At 53.6% G+C, this 21,748-nt stretch carries 22 protein-coding genes; 8 read left to right on the top strand and 14 right to left on the bottom strand.

From position 1 onward, the window contains the following. The first annotated feature begins 23 nt into the window (after positions 1-23). The gene (gene ilvD / locus Q394_RS0106325; protein WP_028488534.1) at positions 24-1,874 is read left to right on the top strand and encodes a dihydroxy-acid dehydratase; all 1,851 of its coding nucleotides are present in this window, start codon (positions 24-26) and stop codon (positions 1,872-1,874) included. A 61-nt stretch (positions 1,875-1,935) separates the two neighbouring features. On the opposite strand, the gene Q394_RS0106320 is transcribed toward ilvD, so the two are convergent. From Q394_RS0106320 to Q394_RS0106305, 4 genes are read right to left on the bottom strand one after another with little or no spacing between them, the layout of a single operon-like run. Next, positions 1,936-2,451, bottom strand: coding sequence for an META domain-containing protein (locus Q394_RS0106320; protein ID WP_245606741.1), 516 nt, complete (start codon positions 2,449-2,451; stop codon positions 1,936-1,938). A 59-nt stretch (positions 2,452-2,510) separates the two neighbouring features. Beyond that, positions 2,511-2,801, bottom strand: coding sequence for a globin family protein (locus Q394_RS0106315; protein ID WP_028488532.1), 291 nt, complete (start codon positions 2,799-2,801; stop codon positions 2,511-2,513). Between the two features lie 34 nt (positions 2,802-2,835). Further along, positions 2,836-3,210, bottom strand: a complete 375-nt coding sequence (locus Q394_RS0106310) for a roadblock/LC7 domain-containing protein (RefSeq protein WP_156946754.1) — start codon at positions 3,208-3,210, stop codon at positions 2,836-2,838. 37 nt (positions 3,211-3,247) lie between these two features. Then, on the bottom strand, positions 3,248-4,639 hold the full coding sequence (locus tag Q394_RS0106305; protein WP_156946753.1) for a hypothetical protein: 1,392 nt from the start codon (positions 4,637-4,639) through the stop codon (positions 3,248-3,250). 342 nt (positions 4,640-4,981) lie between these two features. Between Q394_RS0106305 and Q394_RS19330 the strand changes: the two genes are divergently transcribed. Together Q394_RS19330 and thiO are read left to right on the top strand one after the other, a co-directional pair. After that, complete coding sequence (locus tag Q394_RS19330) at positions 4,982-6,571, top strand: tetratricopeptide repeat protein (RefSeq protein ID WP_051542929.1); 1,590 nt, start codon at positions 4,982-4,984, stop codon at positions 6,569-6,571. Positions 6,572-6,651: 80 nt separating this feature from the next. Next, positions 6,652-7,764 (top strand): glycine oxidase ThiO, encoded by a 1,113-nt coding sequence (thiO, locus tag Q394_RS0106295; RefSeq protein WP_028488529.1) that lies wholly within the window; start codon positions 6,652-6,654, stop codon positions 7,762-7,764. A 38-nt stretch (positions 7,765-7,802) separates the two neighbouring features. Here thiO and Q394_RS0106290 read toward each other — a convergent pair whose 3' ends face one another. From Q394_RS0106290 to glyQ, 3 genes are read right to left on the bottom strand one after another with little or no spacing between them, the layout of a single operon-like run. After that, positions 7,803-8,705 (bottom strand): DMT family transporter, encoded by a 903-nt coding sequence (locus tag Q394_RS0106290; protein ID WP_028488528.1) that lies wholly within the window; start codon positions 8,703-8,705, stop codon positions 7,803-7,805. A 21-nt stretch (positions 8,706-8,726) separates the two neighbouring features. Then, the gene (glyS, locus tag Q394_RS0106285; RefSeq protein ID WP_028488527.1) at positions 8,727-10,796 is read right to left on the bottom strand and encodes a glycine--tRNA ligase subunit beta; all 2,070 of its coding nucleotides are present in this window, start codon (positions 10,794-10,796) and stop codon (positions 8,727-8,729) included. After that, positions 10,796-11,704 (bottom strand): glycine--tRNA ligase subunit alpha, encoded by a 909-nt coding sequence (glyQ, locus tag Q394_RS0106280; RefSeq protein ID WP_028488526.1) that lies wholly within the window; start codon positions 11,702-11,704, stop codon positions 10,796-10,798. The genes glyS and glyQ overlap by 1 nt, the downstream gene beginning before the upstream one ends. 190 nt (positions 11,705-11,894) lie before the next feature. On the opposite strand from glyQ, the gene Q394_RS0106275 reads away from it, so the two are divergent. Together Q394_RS0106275 and Q394_RS0106270 are read left to right on the top strand one after the other, a co-directional pair. Next, entirely contained in the window at positions 11,895-12,398 is a 504-nt protein-coding gene (locus Q394_RS0106275; protein ID WP_028488525.1) for an asparaginase domain-containing protein, read from the top strand. Between the two features lie 27 nt (positions 12,399-12,425). Beyond that, entirely contained in the window at positions 12,426-13,469 is a 1,044-nt protein-coding gene (locus Q394_RS0106270; protein ID WP_028488524.1) for a tRNA (5-methylaminomethyl-2-thiouridylate)-methyltransferase, read from the top strand. 2 nt (positions 13,470-13,471) lie between these two features. On the opposite strand, the gene moaA is transcribed toward Q394_RS0106270, so the two are convergent. Continuing rightward, positions 13,472-14,485, bottom strand: a complete 1,014-nt coding sequence (gene moaA / locus Q394_RS0106265) for a GTP 3',8-cyclase MoaA (protein ID WP_028488523.1) — start codon at positions 14,483-14,485, stop codon at positions 13,472-13,474. 194 nt (positions 14,486-14,679) lie between these two features. On the opposite strand from moaA, the gene dprA reads away from it, so the two are divergent. From dprA to speE, 3 genes are all read left to right on the top strand, one after another. Beyond that, complete coding sequence (gene dprA, locus Q394_RS0106260; RefSeq protein ID WP_028488522.1) at positions 14,680-15,840, top strand: DNA-processing protein DprA; 1,161 nt, start codon at positions 14,680-14,682, stop codon at positions 15,838-15,840. Next, on the top strand, positions 15,840-16,313 hold the full coding sequence (locus Q394_RS0106255) for a Smg family protein (RefSeq protein WP_028488521.1): 474 nt from the start codon (positions 15,840-15,842) through the stop codon (positions 16,311-16,313). The genes dprA and Q394_RS0106255 overlap by 1 nt, the downstream gene beginning before the upstream one ends. Positions 16,314-16,383: 70 nt before the next feature. Further along, positions 16,384-17,241, top strand: coding sequence for a polyamine aminopropyltransferase (speE, locus tag Q394_RS0106250; RefSeq protein ID WP_028488520.1), 858 nt, complete (start codon positions 16,384-16,386; stop codon positions 17,239-17,241). Between the two features lie 8 nt (positions 17,242-17,249). Here speE and cobO read toward each other — a convergent pair whose 3' ends face one another. The 6 genes from cobO to Q394_RS0106220 all read right to left on the bottom strand — a co-directional run bounded on the left by cobO (position 17,250) and on the right by Q394_RS0106220 (position 21,743). After that, positions 17,250-17,855 (bottom strand): cob(I)yrinic acid a,c-diamide adenosyltransferase, encoded by a 606-nt coding sequence (gene cobO / locus Q394_RS0106245; protein WP_028488519.1) that lies wholly within the window; start codon positions 17,853-17,855, stop codon positions 17,250-17,252. Continuing rightward, positions 17,852-18,247, bottom strand: coding sequence for a CZB domain-containing protein (locus Q394_RS19325; protein ID WP_051542926.1), 396 nt, complete (start codon positions 18,245-18,247; stop codon positions 17,852-17,854). The genes cobO and Q394_RS19325 overlap by 4 nt, the downstream gene beginning before the upstream one ends. 28 nt (positions 18,248-18,275) lie before the next feature. Then, positions 18,276-18,668, bottom strand: coding sequence for a CZB domain-containing protein (locus Q394_RS0106235; RefSeq protein WP_028488518.1), 393 nt, complete (start codon positions 18,666-18,668; stop codon positions 18,276-18,278). Between the two features lie 108 nt (positions 18,669-18,776). Then, complete coding sequence (locus tag Q394_RS0106230) at positions 18,777-19,724, bottom strand: tRNA-dihydrouridine synthase (RefSeq protein ID WP_028488517.1); 948 nt, start codon at positions 19,722-19,724, stop codon at positions 18,777-18,779. Next, positions 19,715-21,181 carry a cobyric acid synthase gene (locus tag Q394_RS0106225; protein ID WP_028488516.1) on the bottom strand — a complete coding sequence of 489 codons (1,467 nt, stop codon included), beginning with the start codon at positions 21,179-21,181 and terminating at the stop codon, positions 19,715-19,717. The genes Q394_RS0106230 and Q394_RS0106225 overlap by 10 nt, the downstream gene beginning before the upstream one ends. Position 21,182: 1 nt before the next feature. Then, positions 21,183-21,743: a hypothetical protein gene (locus Q394_RS0106220; protein ID WP_028488515.1), complete on the bottom strand. Its 561-nt coding sequence runs from the start codon at positions 21,741-21,743 to the stop codon at positions 21,183-21,185. Positions 21,744-21,748 lie beyond the last annotated feature (5 nt).

The following is a 21,748-nucleotide window of genomic DNA, read 5'->3' as shown; positions in this document are numbered from 1 at the left end:
GCTTTCGTTGTCAGGAGTACACCATGCCCGTATACCGTTCCCGCACCTCCACTGGCGGTCGCAACATGGCTGGCGCACGCGCTTTGTGGCGTGCGACCGGCATGACCGATGCAGATTTCCAGAAACCCATCATCGCCATCGCCAACTCGTTCACCCAATTTGTACCGGGGCATGTGCACCTCAAAGACATGGGGCAACTGGTCGCGCGTGAAATCGAAGCCGCTGGCGGCGTCGCCAAAGAATTCAACACCATTGCCGTGGATGACGGCATTGCTATGGGACACGGCGGAATGCTGTATTCCCTGCCATCCCGCGAGCTGATCGCCGATGCGGTGGAGTACATGGTGAATGCACATTGTGCCGACGCACTGGTGTGCATTTCCAATTGCGACAAAATCACGCCAGGGATGCTGAACGCCGCCATGCGCCTGAACATTCCCACCATTTTCGTCTCCGGCGGGCCAATGGAATCCGGCAAAGCCGTGATCGGCGGCAAGCTGGTGAAGCTGGACCTGGTTGATGCGATGGTCTCCGCCGCCAACAGTGCCGAAAGCGACGAAAACGTGGAAACCATGGAACGTTCCGCCTGCCCGACCTGCGGCTCGTGTTCCGGCATGTTCACCGCCAACTCGATGAACTGCCTCACCGAAGCGCTGGGCTTAAGTTTGCCGGGCAATGGTTCCACGTTGGCGACGCATTCCGACCGCAAGCGTTTGTTCCTCGAAGCTGGGCGTATCATCGTCGGCTTGGCGAAACGTTACTATGAGCAGGATGATGAAACCGTATTACCGCGTTCCATCGCCACGTTTGAAGCGTTTGAAAATGCCATGTGTCTGGACATTGCCATGGGCGGTTCCACCAATACCATCCTGCACTTGCTGGCAGCAGCCGAAGAAGGCGAGGTGAATTTCACCCTAAACGACATCGACCGCCTGTCACGTAAAGTCCCACAATTGTGTAAAGTTGCACCCTCCACACCGCTTTACCACATGGAAGACGTACACCGTGCCGGGGGCGTGTTTGCTATTCTGGGCGAACTCGACCGCGCAGGCTTACTGCACCGCGAAGCAGGTACTGTCCACGCCACCAATATGGCAGAAGCCCTGTCGTTATGGGATGTACGCTTGACCGACGATGCCAAGCGCCACGAATTCTTCCGCGCAGGCCCCGGTGGTGTTCCTACACAAGTCGCGTTCAGCCAAAGCAAACGCTGGGATACCCTCGACACGGATCGTGCCAACGGCTGTATCCGCGACAAAGCCCACGCTTACAGCACCGAAGGCGGCCTTGCCGTATTGTTCGGCAATATCGCGTTGGAGGGCTGTGTCGTGAAAACCGCTGGAGTCGATGACAGCATCCTCAAATTCTCCGGCCCTGCGCGTATTTTCGAGTCACAAGATGCAGCAGTAGCAGGCATTCTCGCCGACAATATCGTCGCGGGCGACATCGTGTTGATCCGTTACGAAGGTCCACGCGGCGGCCCCGGTATGCAGGAAATGCTTTACCCCACCTCCTACATCAAGTCCAAAGGCTTGGGTAAAGCATGTGCGCTGATCACCGACGGGCGTTTCTCTGGTGGTACATCCGGCCTTTCCATCGGCCACGTATCCCCAGAAGCAGCCGAAGGCGGCGCCATCGGTCTGGTGCAGGAAGGTGACATGATCGACATCGACATCCCCAACCGCACCATCAACGTGCGCATCAGTGATGCAGAACTTGCCAGCCGTCGGAGCGCAATGGACGCACAAGGCAAAGCAGGCTGGAAGCCAGTAAATCGTGATCGGGTGGTAAGTGCAGCGTTGAAAGCGTATGCGGCGATGACCACTTCGGCTTCGCGTGGCGCGGTGCGTGACGTAACACAACTGGAAAAGTAAACGGATCAGGCGCTCATCGGGAACGGTCATCACGGCCTTTCCCGATAGATCCCACTACGGCTTAGCTGTTGCCAAATTTTTTGGCAAACACCACAGACGGTTCACCACTGCGGTTGTAGAAATGCAGGGTATTGCCCTCTTGCTGCACACTACCTGCGCGTTGCAGGGTACGGATATAACTGCCTTCCCAATTCCCCACATTGATCGTCGGCCCACCCCTGACAGTCGGCAATACTCGGCAAACGTCTTTACCTTTTTCCACGCCCGTCATCATAAAACCCGTATGCCCAACACGTTTGAAGTTGGTGGTGTAATCATTGCAACCTGACGAACCGTGCAAAGCATCTTCCCCAACCGTCAGGTTAATTTCCAGCTCGGCAGGCACGGGGGTTCCATAAATGGACAGCAAACGCCATTGACTTCCCAACAGCGAAGGCCCTCCACTATTCAAAGGACAAACACCCGCAGGCAACGGCGCTGCACCTTCATTATCAGCAGCAAATAGACAGGAGCTAGCCAATAGCAATGTCAGTAGGAGCAATGATTTACCCATCTGCGTAGGTAAACCAGTTATCATGTGTATCTTCAAAATCATGCCTCATTTATCAAAAGGGATTCGATAAGCTTAAAACTGGATCAAGCTGCTGCCTGTTGAACTTTTTCATGCAGAATCGCCCGCCCCTGAACCAGCAGGTTGTCGATTTCAATGTGAATGAATCGCCCCAAAATCGCCTGATTCAACCCCGATGCACGGTGGATAGCCTCTTGATCACCATACACCACGTCGTAAAAACCCCGAATAACAGCATCCTCATGCTTTTTGAAAAACGGCTGATAACGTTGTAACAGGATTCCGTCATTCGCGGTCGGAATCAATACCACCGGAATTTTTTGCAAAATACTGTTGGTCATGCTGACTAGATCCATTGTCATACTCCTATCTCTGTATTGATGATCACACTCAGTGAATTAAAGGGGAGCTCTGCTCATACTCACCAATGAGTTGGCACACCGTCTGGAGAAATTGTGGATGTCCTAAATCAGCAGGCACCTGCAACCCCAGCACTAACTCATCACCCAACTGGGCAATCACATAAGCTGACACACCAATACAAACAATCAGCCCCTTGGGACTCTCCTCCTGAAGGCACTCAGCCAACTGCTGTGCCCCGCTATATAACAGCGCCGACAAAGCAGACAACTTATCTTCATCTTGCCTCAAACAACTACCCCGCATAGCCAAACCATCCACCGTCAACAGCTGGAGATTTTCAATTTCAGGCATACGGTGTTGCAATTGCTCGGCAAAAAGCCAAGCTCTCTGTTGGTTGATCATGGTTTCCCCTTTATTCTGACTAAAAATGCGCTGGCCATTAATGACCATTAAGCTCCACTATTTTATCTTCCAGTACCTGTTGAGCTGGATTGAGATTTGGCAAGTTAAACTCTTGAATAAGTTGCCGGGTCATAGGTAACACTCGGGCTGCTGCTGTCAGCCTACCAGTCTGTAAATTCCCTCTGACCTGTCGAAGGTAAGCCGCCGTAATTTCTTGCCCCAACCGTGTAACCTGTGGGTGTGAAGCTGACTGCGACCGCAGTTGCCGCACAAAATACAGCGCCCCGTTTTGCCCCCCCAGATTGCCAGTATTCAGCATGGCATAAGCCTGAGAAATCAGCTCATCAATACCCAGCTGGTTTGGAGGGGTAGATACCTCAGGCTGTTTCAACACCTTAGCTGCCTGCGGACGGTCAGCATTGCGGCTAGTTGGTGCAGGCTTTGGTGCTGAAGCCGTCACAGTGGCCTTTTTCTGTGTCCCAAACTCACTTTTTGGAGAAGGTGCTCTAACCAAAGCCACCGTCGATGACTTCAGTGACGCGGGCAATGGCTGAGCATCAGTCTTCGTTAAAGGCACTAAATCATCCGAAAAAGTACGCATAACTTGATCATGCTGCCTCACGAGAACGGATGCAGCATTGGTACTCGGCAATGCAGCCAATTCCATAGGCTGCGATGGCGGAACGGATTCTGTCTTCCAAGCACCCAGCAGCGACGGCTTATCAATCAGCCCCATATCCAAAGCAGTATTACCCGCCACTGCGGTGAAAATAGCAAAAAGGCTCAACAACATACCAGTCATCAACGCTTGCCCCAAAGATTTGCGGGGCATGAACTGGCGATGTGAGATACCTTTATCCAAAGCCTGCACCTGTGGCGCAAGTGCTGTGGCCAGCAGATACAACCCTTCATCCGCAGTACAAACGAATAAGGCAGGGGCAATATGTGCTTTCAGGTAACCCTGTTTTACCAAAGGATCGATACGTTGCCGTGTGCCCTGATAGCAAGGCTTATCGCTATTTGTGCTAAGTAAACTCTGTAATACTTCTGTGGCAGGACTTTTCAGCACAACATAAGCAAGATCCTTATCTTGCCCATAAGCCAAAGGCTCAAGAATCCAAGCTTCACGAATCTGCTGGCAAGTGCTACGGATTTGCTGAAACATGTCATCCAATGGCCAACATAATGCTGCTTTGGGTAAAACATGGATTAAAACACGCGACTCCAACTCTTGATTGTCAACCAGCCCCAAATCACGTCCTTTGTATATTTTTCCAGCGCTTGATACCGCAATACAACCCAACAAAGCATAGCGGTTATTTAACACCAGATGCTTATCTGCATGAATCAAAGCCCCCATCACCAACACTCCATTTCTCAGAAAAAATACCAACCACGAAAATTCAGCAGAATAAATCGAACGCAACAACGACGTTGCCAGCCCTGAAAATATTACATACTACAGCCCTACCCATGGGCGGCATGTTAACGTTTTAAGCACCAATACCAAGTAAAACCTCCCTGTTACCCGTAACACCGACGAAGTTTTCCTGCATCAACACCTCATATTAATTTGTTTAAATATTATTCAAAAATAACGTAAGCATTTGAAATAAATAATAGTAAAGAAGTAAAGAAAAAATGACTGGTACAGAATGTTACAAATTCACAGCTTGTTGGCCGTATTACTTTCATGCAACTATTGGCAATTCATAATTTGGTAATATCCTTGCGGGAACTAGCTGTTTTTATTAAGAAGAAAAGATATTTTATGGAAGAAAAAGATTTTATTGAAAACGAGCTTAGCCAAATATTAGCCAGCAGACTATTAGATGGTAAAAAACAGGCATGTAATTTTCTTACCTACATCGTTGCTGAAACATTAGCTGGACGCGGTGAGAAAATCACACAATATGGCATTGCCATTGAAGCCCTTGGTAAGCCAGACGACTTTTGCCCCACTGACAGCCCTGCGGTGCGTGTCGAGGCTGGGCGGGTGCGTAAATTACTAGAAACCTATTACGCTACGGAAGGGAAAGACAGCAAGATCAGGATTATCCTACCGAGTGGCAGTTACCAACCCGTTTTTGACAGTATGGCCAAGTCAGAGCCGCTCGTCGTACAACACTTCGGCCCTAAAAGCATTCAATCTCTCGGGCCAAAAGTACACATTTGTTACCCTGATACAGCCCTCATACGCGATGACAGCTTGCGTGGCTTAGTCTACAACATGCGTTCAATATTACCGATGGTGATGGGGAATTTCCGCGAAGTACGGATTGCGCTAGCACGTATCAGCCCAACCAAAACGCCACAAGGTGATGAACTAGACATCGCATGGCGCCAACATCAAGCCGAATTCTTGTTGCAATGCACTGCTGAAATCGTGCCCAACGGCTTTGATATTCGCTTTGCCCTCTTCCACACCTTAACCCACGAAGTCGTATGGTCAGATAGTGCCCCTCTACCAGCGCACCATACCCAACAGACGCTGGAAACCATTTTCAGCCAATTGATACAGGAAACCTTTAGCCTACATCGTGGTGTAGCCATGGCGTACTGGAGCCGTTATTGGAAAACCCATGGCACAATACCCAGCCATTATCAGGTACTGGTCGAACATGTAGCGTTTATTCAAGACAATGCTGGCGAAACCAACCTCCAAACGTTTATGGATGCCTGCCAAACCCGCACCCAACGCTACCATGACGATGCACTAGCCCACCTGCACTACGCAGTGCTCTGCTTGTATGCCTACATGTTTCGTGGCTCAACCAAAACCTTACTGACAAACCAATGGCACCGTTTGGCCTTACGGGCGCTGGAACTCAACCCCGGCAATGCCTTGGCGCACAGTATTTTTGCACTGGAATGCTTCCACCGGGGCGACTACGAGATGGGGCAAGTGGAAATTGAAACAGCCCGTCAAGTAAACCCTTACGACACCACGATCGGACACCTGATGGCCGTGGGACTGTGCGCCCTGCGGCAGTGGGAACGGGCTTTCACCTTAATGCGCGATATTGCCGGGCTAAACTCCGGCTACCCCGATCCGCTGCGCACAATTCCCTGCTTGTTTTATTTCCGGCGCGGTGAATTTGCCCGCATCGCTGCTACTGTCCCACAATATGCTGAACTGGGTGGCTGGGAAACCTTCGGCAAATTGACCACCCATTGTCGTACTGACGACTGTAAAGGTTGTATCCAAACCCTAAGTACTGCCGTAGACAAGGCCAATAGCCACCACAAAATAAGCCTGTTAGCAGCCCAGCCACTCTGGAAAAACATCAAGCAACGTCTCAGCACACCTGCTCCACCCTTGCTTGAAGACATGCCCGTGCAGAACACCACCCTGCAATAAACCGCCCCAGCGGTCATTCATGGCTGGATGACCGCGCCGCGTCTCCGTATACTTTAAGCCCCCTGATGTTGAGATGATGCATGAAAGACGCAATTATTGTCGGCGGTGGCATACTGGGTATGCTAACTGCCCGTTCCCTGCACGAAGCTGGCCTCAAAGTGATGATCATCGACCAAGGTGAATTGGGCAAAGAATCCACATGGGCGGGTGGGGGTATTCTCTCCCCTCTATATCCGTGGCGTTACCCTGACGAGATTTCGCGTCTCGCCCAATATAGCCAACAACGTTACCCCGCACTCTGCAACGCCCTTCAAGATGAAACCGGTATTGACCCACAATGGCGCTCCTCAGGTCTGGTTTTCACTGATGATAACGAGTATGCCAGTGCACAAGCTTGGGCGAACACGTGGGGGTATGAGTTGCAACACCTCACCTCAGCGCCTGCCCTTCACACCTGCGAACCGCAACTGGCGCAACACTTTGAACGCGGCATGTTCATGCCCGACATTGCGCAAGTCCGCAACCCGCGCATTGCTGATGCCTTACGCACAAGCTTACGCCTACTGCCCATTGAGATTGCCGAACATTATCCCGTAACGGGGCTGGAAACGACCGATGGGAAAGTAACCGGTGTACGTTTAGGTGAGGAAGTATTCCACTCCAACAAGGTGATCCTCACCACGGGGGCATGGACGGGTTTGTTCCCAGAAATGCAAGCGCTGAACGTCAATATACGCCCGGTGCTGGGGCAAATGATCCTGTTTCGCGGCGCAAAAGGCTTACTGAACCGTATTGTGCTGCACGAAGGCACTTACCTGATTCCACGCCAAGACGGGCGCATCCTGTGTGGCTCCACCCTAGAAATGAACGATTTTGACAAGCGCACGACTGAGGCCGCCAAAGAAACCTTGCGGGAAACGGCCTACCAGATGATGCCAGCGTTACGTGACTTACCCATCAACAACCATTGGGCAGGCTTGCGTCCCGGCTCCCCGAATGGCGTGCCGTATATCGGCGAACACCCGGAAATTGCCGGGCTATACGTGAATGCCGGGCATTACCGTTACGGCGTCACCATGGCGCTGGCCTCAGTAGACCTGCTCACCGACACAATGCTGGGCAAAACCCCACGCATTGACCCAACGCCCTACCGTCTGGATGCCGTGCGCACCCCGACGGCAGAATTTGGCTAGCCACTAAAAACGACGTAGAGACGCAAGCTATTGCGTCTCTACCGTGATACTGCTTTCGCGAGGGGGTTACGCCGTACCAGCCAAACCCCCAACATAGTCAACGCCATCCCCAGCCATTGCTGCAACGTTAACACCTCATCAAATAACACCCACGCAATCAACGTAGTGACAGCAGGTGTCAGGTAAAACAAGCTGGTAATATTGATCGCCCCTTGCTGACGAATCAGCAAGTTGAGCAAACTGATCGCCCCCAAAGACAACACAATCACCTGCCAACCCAAAGCAAACAGGAAATGCCCCGTCCACTCAATATGCCATTCCCCCATGACAGGGACTAATAATGCAGTGATGATTAATGAGGGAACAAATTGCACCACGGAACCCGTGCGCAAATCAAAATGCGGGCAAAAACGTTTCTGATACAAGGTTCCAAAGGTAATCCCCAGCAAGGCAAACAATGCGGGCGTTACCTCGTACCAACTGAGGTTGTGCGCCGTGGCCACTCCTGCTTTTTGTGCCAGCACCAACACCACACCGAGCAAGCCCGTTGCAATCCCCAACCACTGGTATTTACCCACTGTTTCACCCAGTAATATACCTGCCAGCAGCGCGGTTAACAGCGGCTGCAATCCCACCAGCAAACTGGCCAAACCCGCAGGCAAGCCGTGGCTAATGGCGATAAACACCCCACCCAGATACGTAGCTTGCAACAACAAACCCGCGATAGCCAAGTGCAGTAACTGTGTAGAATTGGTTATCCAAACCGCTTTGCCCACCCACGCCAATAAGGAGAGGGCGACAATAACCAGAGCATAACGCGCCACCAGAAAAGCCAGCGGGTCGGCATATGGCAGCCCGTACTTTGCGCCGATAAAGCCGGTGCTCCACAACAATACAAACAATGCCGGAAGCATCCCCAGCAAACGGGATGGAAGCACCATGCAAACCCCACTATTGTGCTGTTACAGCACCGACAAATCCGCCACGCGCAGGAACAAGCCACGCATCTGGTTCAGCAATGCGAGGCGGTTGTTTTTCAACGCCACATCGTCAGCCATAACCATGACATCATCGAAGAACTTGTCGACCGGCTCACGCAATTCAGCCAGCGACAACAGGGCTGCTTCGTATTCGCCCGCCGCGAACAACGGCATGACCTTGTTTTCCTGATACTGCACCGCACTCGCCAGAACACGCTCCGCCTCCAACTGCAACAAACCCGCATTCACGCCGTCCGGCAAATTGCCCTCGACTTTTTTCAGGATATTGCCGATGCGCTTGTTGGCCGCTGCCAAACTTTCGGAGGCACTCAACTGGCGGAAGGCCGCCACCGCTTTGACCCGATGATCGAAATCCAAGGGGTGGGTTGGCTTGAGGGAAGCAACCGCTTCGACCAATTCCGCACCGATGCCCTGTTCCTGATAGTAAGCGCGTAAGCGTTCGAGGATGTAATCCAGCGCTTCCTGCGTGTCCGGCTTGCTACCGAGTTGGGCAGTGAAACCTTCAGCAGCTTTATCCAGCAAGTCAGCCAAATCCAGCGGCAATTGCAGCTCAATCAGGATACGTAACACACCCAGCGCAGCACGGCGTAATGCAAACGGGTCTTTCGCACCGGTTGGTTTCTGACCGATACCGAAAATGCCGGTCAAGGTGTCGAGCCGTTCCGCCAACGCCAAAATGCGCCCGGTGGCAGTGTGCGGCAGATCGTCGCCAGCAAAGCGCGGCATGTACTGCTCTTCCATCGCGCTGGCAACGTCAGCAGGTTCGCCATCTTGCTGGGCGTAATAGCGCCCCATCGTGCCTTGCAGTTCGGTGAATTCAAACACCATATTGGTCACAAGGTCACACTTGCCAAGCTGGGCAGCGCGGATAGCGAGGGCTTCATCGCCGCCCATCTGCTTGGCAATTTCCGCCGCCAGCAAAGCCACGCGCTCAGACTTGTCGTACAAAGTGCCGAGCTTTTGCTGGAACACCATTTTCTTGAGCTGTTCGCGGCGGCTTTCCAGCGGGGTTTTCTTGTCCTGATTCCAGAAGAATTCGGCATCGCTGAAACGCGGACGAATCACGCGCTCGTTACCCGTGGAAATCTGCGCAACATCGCGGCTTTCGATATTGGCAACCGTGATGAAATTCGGCATCAGCTTGCCATCCGCGCCCACCAATGCGAAGTATTTCTGGTTATCCTGCATGGTAGAAATCAGCGCTTCTTGCGGCACATCGAGGAAGCGTTCCTCAAAGCGACCCGCGACGGGCACAGGCCATTCGACCAGCGCAGTGACTTCATCCAGCAAATCTTCCGGCATGACCGCTTTGCCGCCGAGTTCCGCCGCGAGGGTTTCAACCTTGCCTTGAATCATGGTGCGACGTGCATCAAAGCGTGCCACCACGTAGGCTTCGCCCAATTGCACCGCGTAATCAGCAGGCGAGGTAATCGCCAACGCAGCCGGGGCATGGAAACGGTGTCCACGGGTTTCGCGCCCGGTGGGAATGCCCATAATCGTCGCGTCGATCACTTCGCTATCCGCCAGCATCACAATCCAATGGATCGGGCGCACGAATTCAGCCGTGCCACTGCCCCAACGCATCCGCTTCGGGATAGGCAAGGCCGCGAGGGACTTTTCGACGATAGCGGCGAACAAAGCCGTGGTTTGTTGCCCGACCTGTTGCTGGCGGAAGATCAGCCAGCCGCCTTTGTCGGTTTCAATCTGTTGCAAGTCAGCGAATGCCACACCACAGGAGCGTGCGAAACCTTCCGCTGCTTTGCTGGGGTTGCCTTCCTTGTCAAACGCTGCTGCCAAGGCAGGGCCTTTGCGTTCTATGATTTGATCCGCTTGTTGCTTGGGCACGCCTTTCAACCACACGGCCAAACGGCGCGGCGCAGCGTAAGCGTAGAAGTCCTCGGCTGCCAGACCAGCGTCTGCGAGGCCAGCAACAATACCCGCTGTAAAAGCGTCGGAGAGTTTTTTCAGGGCTTTGGGTGGCAGCTCTTCCGTGCCAATTTCCACCAATAAATCGTGCAAATCGTGGTTCATTATTTTTCTCCTGCGGGCAGCATCGGGAAGCCCAAGGCTTCACGGACGTTGTAATAAGCTTCGGCAATCGCCCGCGACAGGGTGCGTACCCGCAAGATGAAGCGCTGGCGTTCGGTCACGGAAATGGCTTTACGCGCATCCAGCAGGTTGAAGGTGTGCGAGGCTTTGAGCATTTGTTCATAAGCAGGCAAAGGCAATCCGGCTTCGATCAGACGCTGGCTTTCGCGTTCGCACACGTCAAAGGTGTGGAACAGCTCTGCCACATTGGCGTGCTCGAAGTTGTAGGTGGACTGCTCGACTTCATTCTGATGGTACACATCGCCGTAAGTCACCACCCCTTGCGGGCCTTTCGTCCACACCAGATCGTAGACGCTTTGCACGTTTTGCATGTACATCGCGAGGCGTTCCAGACCGTAGGTGATCTCGCCACTCACGGGTTTGCAATCCAGCCCGCCGACTTGCTGGAAATAGGTGAACTGGGTCACTTCCATGCCGTTCAACCACACTTCCCAACCCAGACCCCATGCGCCCAGCGTGGGGGATTCCCAGTTGTCTTCCACGAAGCGGATGTCATGCACCAGCGGGTCGAAACCGAGCATTTGCAGGGAACCGAGGTACAAGTCCTGAATATTGTCCGGCGACGGCTTCAGCAATACCTGAAACTGGTAATAATGCTGCAAACGGTTGGGGTTTTCGCCATAACGCCCATCCGTAGGGCGGCGCGAGGGCTGCACATACGCGGCACGCCACGGCTCTGGGCCGATGGAACGCAGGAAAGTTGCCGGGTGGAAGGTTCCCGCACCCATTTCCATGTCATACGGTTGCATGATGACGCAACCTTGCTGCGCCCAGTAATCTTGCAGTGCGAGGATCAACCCTTGAAAGGTGGAAAGGTCATAGTTAGCCATAACTTACTTGCTTTTACGTTTATGCCTGAAAGTTGGCAAGTATACTGCAAGCTGCTGTCTCATTCAGCACTCTAACCGAATGTGCGGTAGGAAATCGGGGCTTTCTGGTGGGGCAGATGCTAAACCACGTCATGCTATACTCGCAGCCCGGCAAAAGAGCACTCAGCACAACCACTCCAGAAGGACTTCCATGCAAATCCAACTCTTCATCACCGGCGGCACGCTCGACAAAGTGTACAACCCCCTCACGGGCGAACTGGTATTCGACCAGACCAGCATTCCCGCCATGCTCGCCCGAGGCCGCTGTACGCTGGATATAGCGGTAGAAACCCTGTCGCTAAAAGACAGTTTGGAGATGAATGACCAAGACCGCGCCAACATTCTGCAACGCTGCCAACGCTGCCCCGCCACTCACATCATCATTACCCACGGCACGGATACGATGGCGGCAACCGCCGAAGTTTTGGGCAAGCACATAAGCAGCAAAACCATCGTGCTGTCAGGCGCAATGATTCCTTATACCGTGAGCCATTCCGACGCGCTGTTTAATCTAGGTTGTGCCGTCACCGGGGTGCAACTGCTCCCGGCAGGCGTTTATATCGCCATGAATGGGCAGATATTTTCGTGGGAAAACGTCATGAAGAACCGCGACGCAGGCATCTTTCAACAGCACGCCACAAATAGCGTATACTGACGCATCCCCAACCAGTTAGTGACCGTCATGACCCGACAATACCGCGCCGTTTCCCTGATTTCTGGCGGCCTTGATTCGATGCTTGCCACCAAAGCCGTGCAGGAGCAAGGCATCCACGTCGAAGGCATCAACTTTTACACCGGCTTTTGTGTGGAAGGCCATACCCACGCGATCCGCAAGCAGCACAGTGAAAAAACCAAGCGCAATAACTCGCTGTGGGTGGCGGAACAGCTCGGCATCAAGCTGCACATCGTCGATATTGTCGAAGAATACAAAGACGTGGTGCTCAACCCCAAATACGGCTACGGCGCGAACATGAACCCTTGCCTCGACTGCAAGATTTTCATGGTGAAAAAAGCGCACGAGTGGATTCAGCAAAAAGGCTTCGATTTCATCATCACCGGCGAAGTGGTGGGGCAACGCCCCATGTCGCAACGCGCCAAAACCATGCCGATCATTGCCGCCGAATCCGGCGCGGAGGATTTGCTGTTACGCCCGCTGTCTGCCCGCAACCTGCCGCCCACCAAGCCGGAACGCGAGGGTTGGATCAACCGCGAGCAACTCTACGGTTTCAACGGGCGCAGCCGCAAGCCACAAATGGCGCTAGCCAACCAATGGGGTATTGAAGAATACGCACAACCTGCGGGCGGCTGCTGCTTCCTCACCGATGCCAATTACACCGGTAAACTCAAAGACTTGTGGGCGCACCGCCCCAGCCGCGATTACGAACTCGACGACATTATGCTGCTGAAAATCGGGCGGCATGTACGCCCCCGCCCGCATTTCAAAATGATCGTGTCGCGTGAAGAAGGTGAAACCAATTTCCTCGAAGGCTACAAAAACCAGTTTACCTGGATCAAGACTGCCAGCCACGGCGGCCCCTTAACCCTGCTGGATGGCGACCATATCAGCGATGACGATTTGCAACTGGCGGCACAAATTGCCGCCCGTTACAGCCAAGGCAAACACGCGCCGGAAGTGGTCTGCAACAGTGCCCGACCGGGGGAAGATGCCCGCGAATTCACGGTTGCACCGCTGGCAGGGGAAATACCGAAGGACTGGCTCTTATAAACCTAGCCGCCGGTGGCGCTCATGTGGCGGAAAATCATCGGCTGGGCAGCCTGTAGATTGAATTCATGCCCCTGCGGCTTGATCGCCATCGACTCAAGCAAGGCCTCACGCACCTTGCCATCATCCGTCGGGTGAGCGCGTAACACCCGGCGTAAATCCAGCGAATGTTCCTGCCCCAAACACAACAATAAACGCCCTTCCGCCGTGACCCGTACCCGGTTGCAGGTATCACAGAAATTGTGGCTATGCGGCGAAATGAACCCCACTCGGTAATCGCTACCTTCACGCTGGAAATAGCGTGCGGGGCCGCCAGTCTGAGCAGCACTTTCCTCCAGCACCATGCCTTGGCGCAAATCCCGCAAGATTGCATCGCTGGAATAGAAAGCTTCAGCGCGGTCGTGATCACCAATCACGCCCAGCGGCATTTCTTCGATGAAGGTCATGTCCATGCCGCGCTGGTGGGCGAAATTCACCAAATCCAGTACTTCGTCGTGGTTACGGTGCTTCAGGATAACGGCGTTGAGTTTAATGCGTTGGAAACCCGCCGCTAATGCCGCATCAATCCCTTCCAGTACTTTAGTAATGTCACCCAAGCGGGTCAGGGCACGGAAACGTTCCGGGTTGAGGGTATCGAGGCTGATATTGATACGGGTAACGCCTGCGGCTTTCAGATCTTTGGCGTAACGCGCAAGCTGCGTACCGTTAGTGGTCAGGGTCAGGTCACGCAAACCGTCCAGTTGCCCCAAATCCTGAAACAGTTTGAGGATATTGCGCCGTACCAACGGCTCACCCCCGGTGATGCGGAGTTTATCCACGCCCATGGCCACGAAGGCTTTGCCGAGCCGAAACATTTCCTCCAGCGTCAACAATTGCTCACGCGGCACGAAAGTCATGTCTTCGGACATGCAATACACGCAGCGCAAATCACAACGGTCAGTCACCGACAGGCGCACGTAAGTCACTTGCCGCCCGAAGCGGTCAATCAATAAGTGAGTATCAGGGTTAGTTGCTATCATCTGACTGTTGTACCAATTCGGCACGGGAGCTGCAATAAGCATGACGGAGCATAGGAATGGGTACAAAGGAGGTATGACCAGCGTGGTACTCGTCAACGGACAAGGCAGGCAACACCACAGGCTAGCGGATTTGTTTGCATCCATGCCCACCGCTGGCGGAAAATGCAGGCTCATCACCACGGAACGCTTTATTCATGCTCACTGATTCAGAACGCCGCGCCCGCCTGCATTTCTGGCGTGCCAAAGGCATGGGCCCCAGCAGCCTGCGCCGCATCGTGGAACATTTCGGCGGGGCAGCAGAAGCCTTACGCGTTTCCGAGACCGCCTTGCTCGAAGCAGGCTTGAAAAAGGAAGGCATTGCCGCCTACCGCGCCCTACCGCAGGAGGCCGCCGACCCCGACTGGCGCTGGCAGGAAGCATCCGACCAGCACCACATCCTCGTTCCCGAGGACAGCCGTTACCCCAACCTGCTGAAACGCATCCGCACCGCGCCGCCCGTGCTGTTTGCCTTCGGCAACGCGGATCTGCTCAATGACCCGCAAATCGGCATGGTCGGCAGCCGCAACCCCACCCAAGGCGGCAAGGAAAACGCGCGTGCCTTCGCTGCGCATTTCGCCACCAATGGCCTCACCGTCACCAGCGGCCTCGCGGTGGGCATCGACGCCTACAGCCACGAAGCCGCGCTGGAAGCCGGGGGCAATACCATTGCCGTGGTCGGCAACGGCCTCGACATTATGTACCCGCTGCGCAACCGCAAACTGGCGGAACGTATTACCACGCAAGGCTGTATCGTCTCCGAATTCCCCATCGGCATTCCCGCCCACCCGCAGCATTTCCCGCGCCGCAACCGCATTATCAGCGGCATGAGCTTCGGGGTATTGATTGTGGAAGCCGCCCTGCAAAGCGGCACACTAGTGACGGCACGCCACGCGATGGAACAAGGCCGCGAAGTGTTCGCCATTCCCGGCTCGATCCACAACCCGCTAGCACGCGGCTGCCACCATTTAATTCGCCAAGGTGCAAAATTAGTCGAAACCGCCAACGATATTTTGGAAGAAATTGCACCACAGTTAAATGTTTGGTTACAACAAGATAAAGCCCCCGCTACCACTCAGGGACAACTGGTACTGACAGCCGGTAATGGCTTACTGGACAACGATACCTTTGATCCTGAATATGCCCAAGTACTTGATGCGTTGGGCTACGAACCACTACCGATAGACCGGATTATCCTGAATACAGGCTTGACCGCTGACGCAGTTTCATCCATTCTCCTTATGCTTGAACTGCATAACCTTGTAGCAGCGTGTGGTGGTGGTCATTACATGCGATTGGGGTCAGGAACTGGAAACTGATGAAAGAAAATACGTTAGACGTTCTCTTCTACCTTTTTGATAATTATCCCGACATGGGTGACAACCTGCCGGAAGACCGTGCCTCCATGCATGGCTATTTGCAGGATGCTGGTTTCCTGAACAGCGAAATTACCCGTGCGTTCGACTGGCTGGAAAGCCTGGGCGATACCGCCGAACGGGTAGAAGTCACCTACCGCTGTTCCACGACCCGGATTTTTTCCCCGCAGGAACGCTACTGGCTGGATGGCGAATGCCAAGGCTACCTGATCTTTCTGGAGCACGCAGGCGTCATTAGCACCGAAGCTCGGGAACAGATCCTTGACCGCGTGCTGGAATTACAGGATGAAGACTTTAATCTCGACCGCCTTAAATGGGTCGTCTTAATGGTCCTACTCAACCGCCCGGAAGAGGGCAACAGCTTTTTCTGGGCAGAGGGCTTAAGTCTGTCTGGCGAAGCACCTGTGTTTCACTAAACAGACATTCTACAAACTTCGGGCTTGTGGCATCATAGCGCCTTTATGTGATCAATCAACAGGCACTGCCATGACATCCAACCCTAACTGGTTTACTGAATTATCCGACTCCGGCACGATTTTCGGGCTGGAATTAACTGACGCGGGCAAAATTCATGAAGAACAAACCCCGTTCCAAAAGCTGGAAATTTACGACACCAAAACCTTCGGCAAACTGATGACGCTCGATGGTTGCACCATGGTGACAACCCGCGACAACTTCGTTTACCACGAAATGATGGCACACCCCGTCATGTTCAGCCATCCCGCGCCCAAGCGCGTGTGCATTATCGGCGGCGGCGACTGCGGCACCTTGCGTGAAGTGTTGCGTCACCCGGAAGTCGAATCTGCCATCCAGATCGACATCGACGAGCGCGTGACCCGCGTCAGCGAAATGTTCTTCCCGGAATTGTGCGAATCCAATAATGACCCGCGTGCTACGCTGGCGTTTGAAGACGGGATTGCGTGGATCAATAATGCCGAACCCGGTTCGCTGGATGTGTTGATCGTAGACAGCACCGACCCGGTAGGCCCCGGCGCTGTGTTGTACAGCGAAGAATTCTTCCGTGGCTGCTGGCGTGCATTGGGCGAAAACGGCTTACTGGTACAGCAAAGCGAATCGCCGCTGGTTCACGCCGAAAAGATCATCAAACCCATGCACGACACCATGCGCAAAGCGGGTTTTAGTGATACAAAACTACATCAGTTCCAACTGGTGAGTTACCCAACGGGCTGGTGGAGCTGCACGATTGCGGCGAAAGCGGGCAACGTTGAATTTGCCCGGCAAGCCGCAGCTGAAAAACTGGGCTTCCCGACCAAATATTACAACGCTGGTATTCATCAAGGTAGTGCAGCCCTACCACAGTTCATGAAAGAATTGTTAGGCTAATCAACCGACTAAAGGTCAACGCCCTTTTGAGCCATGATGCCATCACGGTAAGCGTGTTTCACATCGGCAATCTCTGACACGGTGTCAGCGAGGTCACGCAAGGCTTCGCTGGCTGCTCGCCCGGTGACTACCACATGCTGCATCGCTGGGCGGGCGGCGATGTCATCCAGCACCTGATCGGCATCCAGATAGCCATAATTCAGCAGATAGGTCAGCTCATCCAGCACTACCATCGCGTAACTAGGATCGGCTAGCATCCGCTGCGCCACCACCCAGCCACGTTGCGAGGTCGCAATATCCTGCTCACGGTTCTGCGTTTCCCAGGTAAAACCATCACCTAGCACATGCCATTCCACCTTGGGATCTCGGCTGAAAAATGCCTCCTCCCCAGTATCGGTACGGCTTTTGAGGAACTGGCAAACGCCCACCTTCATGCCATGCCCCAATGAACGCCCCACCATGCCAAACGCCGAACTGGATTTGCCCTTCCCATTGCCGGTCAACACCAGCAGCAAGCCTTTTTCCTGATCCGCACGCGCAATGCTGGCGTCAATCACGGCTTTTTTACGAGCCATACGGGCTTGATGGCGAGTGTTTTTATCAGTATCAGTCATGAGCATTCTGCAATAGCGGGTTGGTATTTGACTTTGCCTGATAGACCATCCATCTGCAATAAGATTGTTACCAAAGTATTGGAAAGGGTATGCACCTCCGTAAAAGCACGTTGCATTCCCACTTCATCACCCGCTTGTTGGCAACGTAACGCCTCTTCACTCGCTTGATGGAAGCGTTCATGTGGCACTAACAACGCATTAAATAAGGCCAACATGGTTTCACCGTATTCATTGGCTTCGCGTTGCCCCTCACCGTACAACCAATCGCCTAATACACACATGTGGCAGGTGGTTGGCTCAAACTGATTAACACCATCCAACCGCCCTTTCATGCGCCGTAAATATTGTATGTGATCATTGAGTCGCTTCAAAAAAAATGCTTTCTTTTCCATCGGTTAAATCCTTAATTAGGCATGTCGATTATGAACATTCAGCAGACAACAGTAAGTCAGTTTTACCTGAAATATTGTCCATTTTTAACAACAGCATAACCAGTGTGTTCGAGAGTTGATGCATTTCGGTCAACGCGCGACGCGTACCCAGCTCATCCCCAGCCATTTGGCAACATAACGCTTCATCACTGGACTGATGAAAACGTTCATGAGGGATAAATAATGCTTGAAACAAATCCTCCATGACAGCCCCATAAGGTTTAACTTCACTCAGCCCTTCGCCGTACAACCAGCCGCCTAAAGCGCACTGCTGACAGTTGCATGGCTCAAATTGATTCAAACCATCCAAACGCCCCTTCATCTTGCTCAAATACTGAACATGATCATTTAAGCGTTTAATAAAAAACACTTTCTTATCCATGCTTGCGCCCCTTTATTTCATTGTAACGATTAAATACGACCAAAGATTAATCTATTTAATGGAACATACCCGCAAGGTTAAAGAGCGTCAAATTATAGCAGTAACAGCTTAGTAACAGTACAGCAACAGCGCGGCCTTGATCTCATCGGGTAATTTCATGCGTTTTATCTGCTGGAAAAGGCTTTCCGCTTCAGGGTATTGGCGACGCAAATAGGTAAACCATTGCTTGATGAAACTGGCGGCGTATTTCGGCGCACGTTGCTCAAGCTCTCCGGCGTATTGCACTACCAGCGGCAAAATCTCTGCCCACGGCAACGGGGTATAAGCTTCCCCAGCCTGTTGGGCGTGGATGACTCGCGCCAAATCAGGGAAACTTAACGCACCGCGCCCCAGCATCAAATCGGTACAACCGCTTTCGGCTTGCGCTTGGCTAGCATTCGCGGCTGACCAAATTTCGCCGTTGGCAATCACCGGGATACTGAGCTTGGGTTTTACCTTGCCGATTTCTGCCCAGTAGGCCGGGGGCAAGTAACCGTGCTGCTTGGTACGGGCGTGGATACACAACTCGGTTGCTCCGGCCGCCTCCACCCCCAGCGCAATGTCTTCAAACAGGCTACTGTCCTTAAAACCGAGGCGAATTTTGGCGGTTACTGGGATATGCGAGCTAACCGCTGTCCGCACCGCTTTGATAATGTCATGCACCCGCTCAGGTTCGCGCAACAGCACCGAACCGCCATCGCTTTTGTTGACGGTTTTAGAAGGGCAACCAAAATTGATGTCGATACCGGGTGCATCCAAGCGTTCCAGCACTTGCGCATTGAGTGCCATGCTTTCAGGGTCGCCACCAAGGAGTTGCACGTAAACCGGTGTTCCTGCTGAAGTTTTACCGCCGTGGTATAATTCGGGGCAAGTACGGTAAAACACACGCGGGGGTAATTGCCGATCCACCACCCGCACGAATTCGGTCACGCAGCGTTCGTAACCACCCACGCGGGTCAGCAAGTCACGCATGGTGTGATCCATCACACCTTCCATTGGGGCAAGGATTAAGCGCATGGTGTCAGCAGGTGGTGAATGGCGGACATATCCAAATGCGCTTCCAACGTATCCGCGAGGCGCTCCAGTTGCTGTTCACGCACAGCATTGATGTCAAGGGTTTGCGCCACAGACAGACCTGCCCATTCCAGCAACGCTTGCAAGGCTTGCGGCGAATCAAACAAGCCGTGCAGGTAAGTCGCAAAGAGCTGTCCATCCGCCGAGATTGCGCCATCCGGCTGCCCCTCCAGATACACCGCAGGGGTGGCTAATGCTGCCCCGGTGCTGATACCACAATGGATTTCATATCCCCGTAGGGGCGTATTGCATACGCCCTCTCTTGGCATCAGTCCCAACACCCCCACTCGGTTGGTGAGTTGTTTTTCGGGTTGCAAGGTGGTTTCAAGGTCGAGTAAACCCAAACCTTTATGGCTGCTGGGTGCGCCTTCAATGCCGTGCGGGTCATGGATACTGTGCCCCAACATTTGCATTCCGCCACAAATACCGATCACTTTGCCGCCGTAGCGTAAGTGCTGCTGGATTGCGGCTTCCCAACCTTGGGAGCGCAACCACGCCAGATCAAACCCGACGTTTTTGCTGCCCGGCAAAAGTATCAAGTCAGCGGCGGGAATGCTTTCCAGATGCCGAACATAACGGAAATCCACCTGCGGGTGCAGCCGCAACGGCTCAAAATCGGTATGGTTGCTGATGTGCGGAAGCAGGGGAGCAATGACGCGGAATTTCCCGGCATTCACTGCATTTTCTGGCACCGCGTCTTCCGCATCCAGATGCAACCCGTGTAAGTATGGCAATACGCCCAGCACAGGCTTACCGGTGTAGGCTTCCAGCCAGTCCAGCCCACCTTGCAGCAAGGCAATATCGCCGCGAAAACGGTTAATGACGAAACCTTGCACCCGCGCCTGCTCACTTGCCGATAACAAAGCCAGCGTACCGACCAGATGCGCGAATACGCCACCTTTGTCGATGTCAGCAATCAAAATCACCGGGCAATCAGCACGTTCCGCAAAGCCCATATTGGCAATATCGCCTTCGCGCAAATTGATTTCGGCAGGGCTACCCGCGCCTTCCACCATGATATAGGGGTATTCGGCACACAAACGGGCGTAGGAATCAAACACCGCAGCGGCAGCTTTGGGTTTGTAACTGTGGTAATCGAGGGCTTCGAGGTTGCCAATGGAATGGCCTTGCAAGATGACTTGCGCCCCCGTATCGGTATTTGGTTTGAGTAGCACCGGGTTCATGTGGACGGAAGGCGCAATGCCCGCCGCTTGCGCCTGCAAGGCTTGCGCCCGCCCGATTTCACCGCCGTCGGGTGTCACCGCGCTGTTCAAGGCCATGTTCTGAGGTTTGAATGGCGCAACCGTTAGGCCGCGTCGTTTGAAGACGCGGCACAGCCCAGCGACAAGGGTACTTTTACCCGCGTCGGAGGTGCACCCCTGCACCATCAGGGTTGGCATATCAGACGGTTACGTCAGACCGCGTTACCTGACGCACCGCAACATGCAGCAAAGCCGCAATCGTCACGTACAGGCTCATGATGTACAAACCGTGCGGAGCATACTTCAGCAAAGATTCCATGAAACCCGCCAGACTGACATCAGTCACTGTCCCGGAGAGCGCATAAAAACTGCCGCTGGAAATCAATTCCGACACCGCGAAACCAATCACAACCGCCAGCATCAGTTTGCCCAGCGATGCCAGCGTTTCGCCCTGATATTGACCCGCGAACCAACGCCCAGCCATAAACAACGCACCGTAAGCCGGAACCAACGCCACATACGCCTGCGACACACAGAAACTGCTGACACCAAACTGATTGATGGCCATGTAATCAATCGCCACAGCAGTCGCCATGAATACGCCAAACGCCAGCACCTTGCGCAGATAGAAACCTGCCAGCAAGAACACCGCCCACGACGCATCCAGCAAATGATCGCTCACATGCGCACGGGTAACGAGCATGGCAGCCAGCAATACGCCGCCCACCAGCCATTGGTTTTTGGTTGAAAGTGTGAACATAAATA

Source organism: Thiothrix lacustris DSM 21227 (genome assembly GCF_000621325.1).
In the GTDB taxonomy this organism is placed as follows: domain Bacteria; phylum Pseudomonadota; class Gammaproteobacteria; order Thiotrichales; family Thiotrichaceae; genus Thiothrix; species Thiothrix lacustris.
This window is presented reverse-complemented; position numbering and strand designations above follow the sequence as displayed.

Coding starts and splice junctions, on each gene's coding strand:
- Q394_RS0106220 (WP_028488515.1), bottom strand. CDS start 21,743: ATGTTCACACTTTCAACCAAAAACCAATGGCTGGTGGGCGGCGTATTG.
- Q394_RS0106315 (WP_028488532.1), bottom strand. CDS start 2,801: ATGGATCTAGTCAGCATGACCAACAGTATTTTGCAAAAAATTCCGGTG.
- moaA (WP_028488523.1), bottom strand. CDS start 14,485: ATGATAGCAACTAACCCTGATACTCACTTATTGATTGACCGCTTCGGG.
- Q394_RS0106270 (WP_028488524.1), top strand. CDS start 12,426: ATGACCCGACAATACCGCGCCGTTTCCCTGATTTCTGGCGGCCTTGAT.
- glyS (WP_028488527.1), bottom strand. CDS start 10,796: ATGAACCACGATTTGCACGATTTATTGGTGGAAATTGGCACGGAAGAG.
- Q394_RS19325 (WP_051542926.1), bottom strand. CDS start 18,247: ATGGAAAAGAAAGCATTTTTTTTGAAGCGACTCAATGATCACATACAA.
- Q394_RS19330 (WP_051542929.1), top strand. CDS start 4,982: ATGGAAGAAAAAGATTTTATTGAAAACGAGCTTAGCCAAATATTAGCC.
- Q394_RS0106310 (WP_156946754.1), bottom strand. CDS start 3,210: ATGATCAACCAACAGAGAGCTTGGCTTTTTGCCGAGCAATTGCAACAC.
- Q394_RS0106320 (WP_245606741.1), bottom strand. CDS start 2,451: ATGATAACTGGTTTACCTACGCAGATGGGTAAATCATTGCTCCTACTG.
- ilvD (WP_028488534.1), top strand. CDS start 24: ATGCCCGTATACCGTTCCCGCACCTCCACTGGCGGTCGCAACATGGCT.
- Q394_RS0106235 (WP_028488518.1), bottom strand. CDS start 18,668: ATGGATAAGAAAGTGTTTTTTATTAAACGCTTAAATGATCATGTTCAG.
- Q394_RS0106275 (WP_028488525.1), top strand. CDS start 11,895: ATGCAAATCCAACTCTTCATCACCGGCGGCACGCTCGACAAAGTGTAC.
- dprA (WP_028488522.1), top strand. CDS start 14,680: ATGCTCACTGATTCAGAACGCCGCGCCCGCCTGCATTTCTGGCGTGCC.
- glyQ (WP_028488526.1), bottom strand. CDS start 11,704: ATGGCTAACTATGACCTTTCCACCTTTCAAGGGTTGATCCTCGCACTG.
- thiO (WP_028488529.1), top strand. CDS start 6,652: ATGAAAGACGCAATTATTGTCGGCGGTGGCATACTGGGTATGCTAACT.
- speE (WP_028488520.1), top strand. CDS start 16,384: ATGACATCCAACCCTAACTGGTTTACTGAATTATCCGACTCCGGCACG.
- Q394_RS0106225 (WP_028488516.1), bottom strand. CDS start 21,181: ATGCCAACCCTGATGGTGCAGGGGTGCACCTCCGACGCGGGTAAAAGT.
- Q394_RS0106255 (WP_028488521.1), top strand. CDS start 15,840: ATGAAAGAAAATACGTTAGACGTTCTCTTCTACCTTTTTGATAATTAT.
- cobO (WP_028488519.1), bottom strand. CDS start 17,855: ATGACTGATACTGATAAAAACACTCGCCATCAAGCCCGTATGGCTCGT.
- Q394_RS0106230 (WP_028488517.1), bottom strand. CDS start 19,724: ATGCGCTTAATCCTTGCCCCAATGGAAGGTGTGATGGATCACACCATG.
- Q394_RS0106290 (WP_028488528.1), bottom strand. CDS start 8,705: ATGGTGCTTCCATCCCGTTTGCTGGGGATGCTTCCGGCATTGTTTGTA.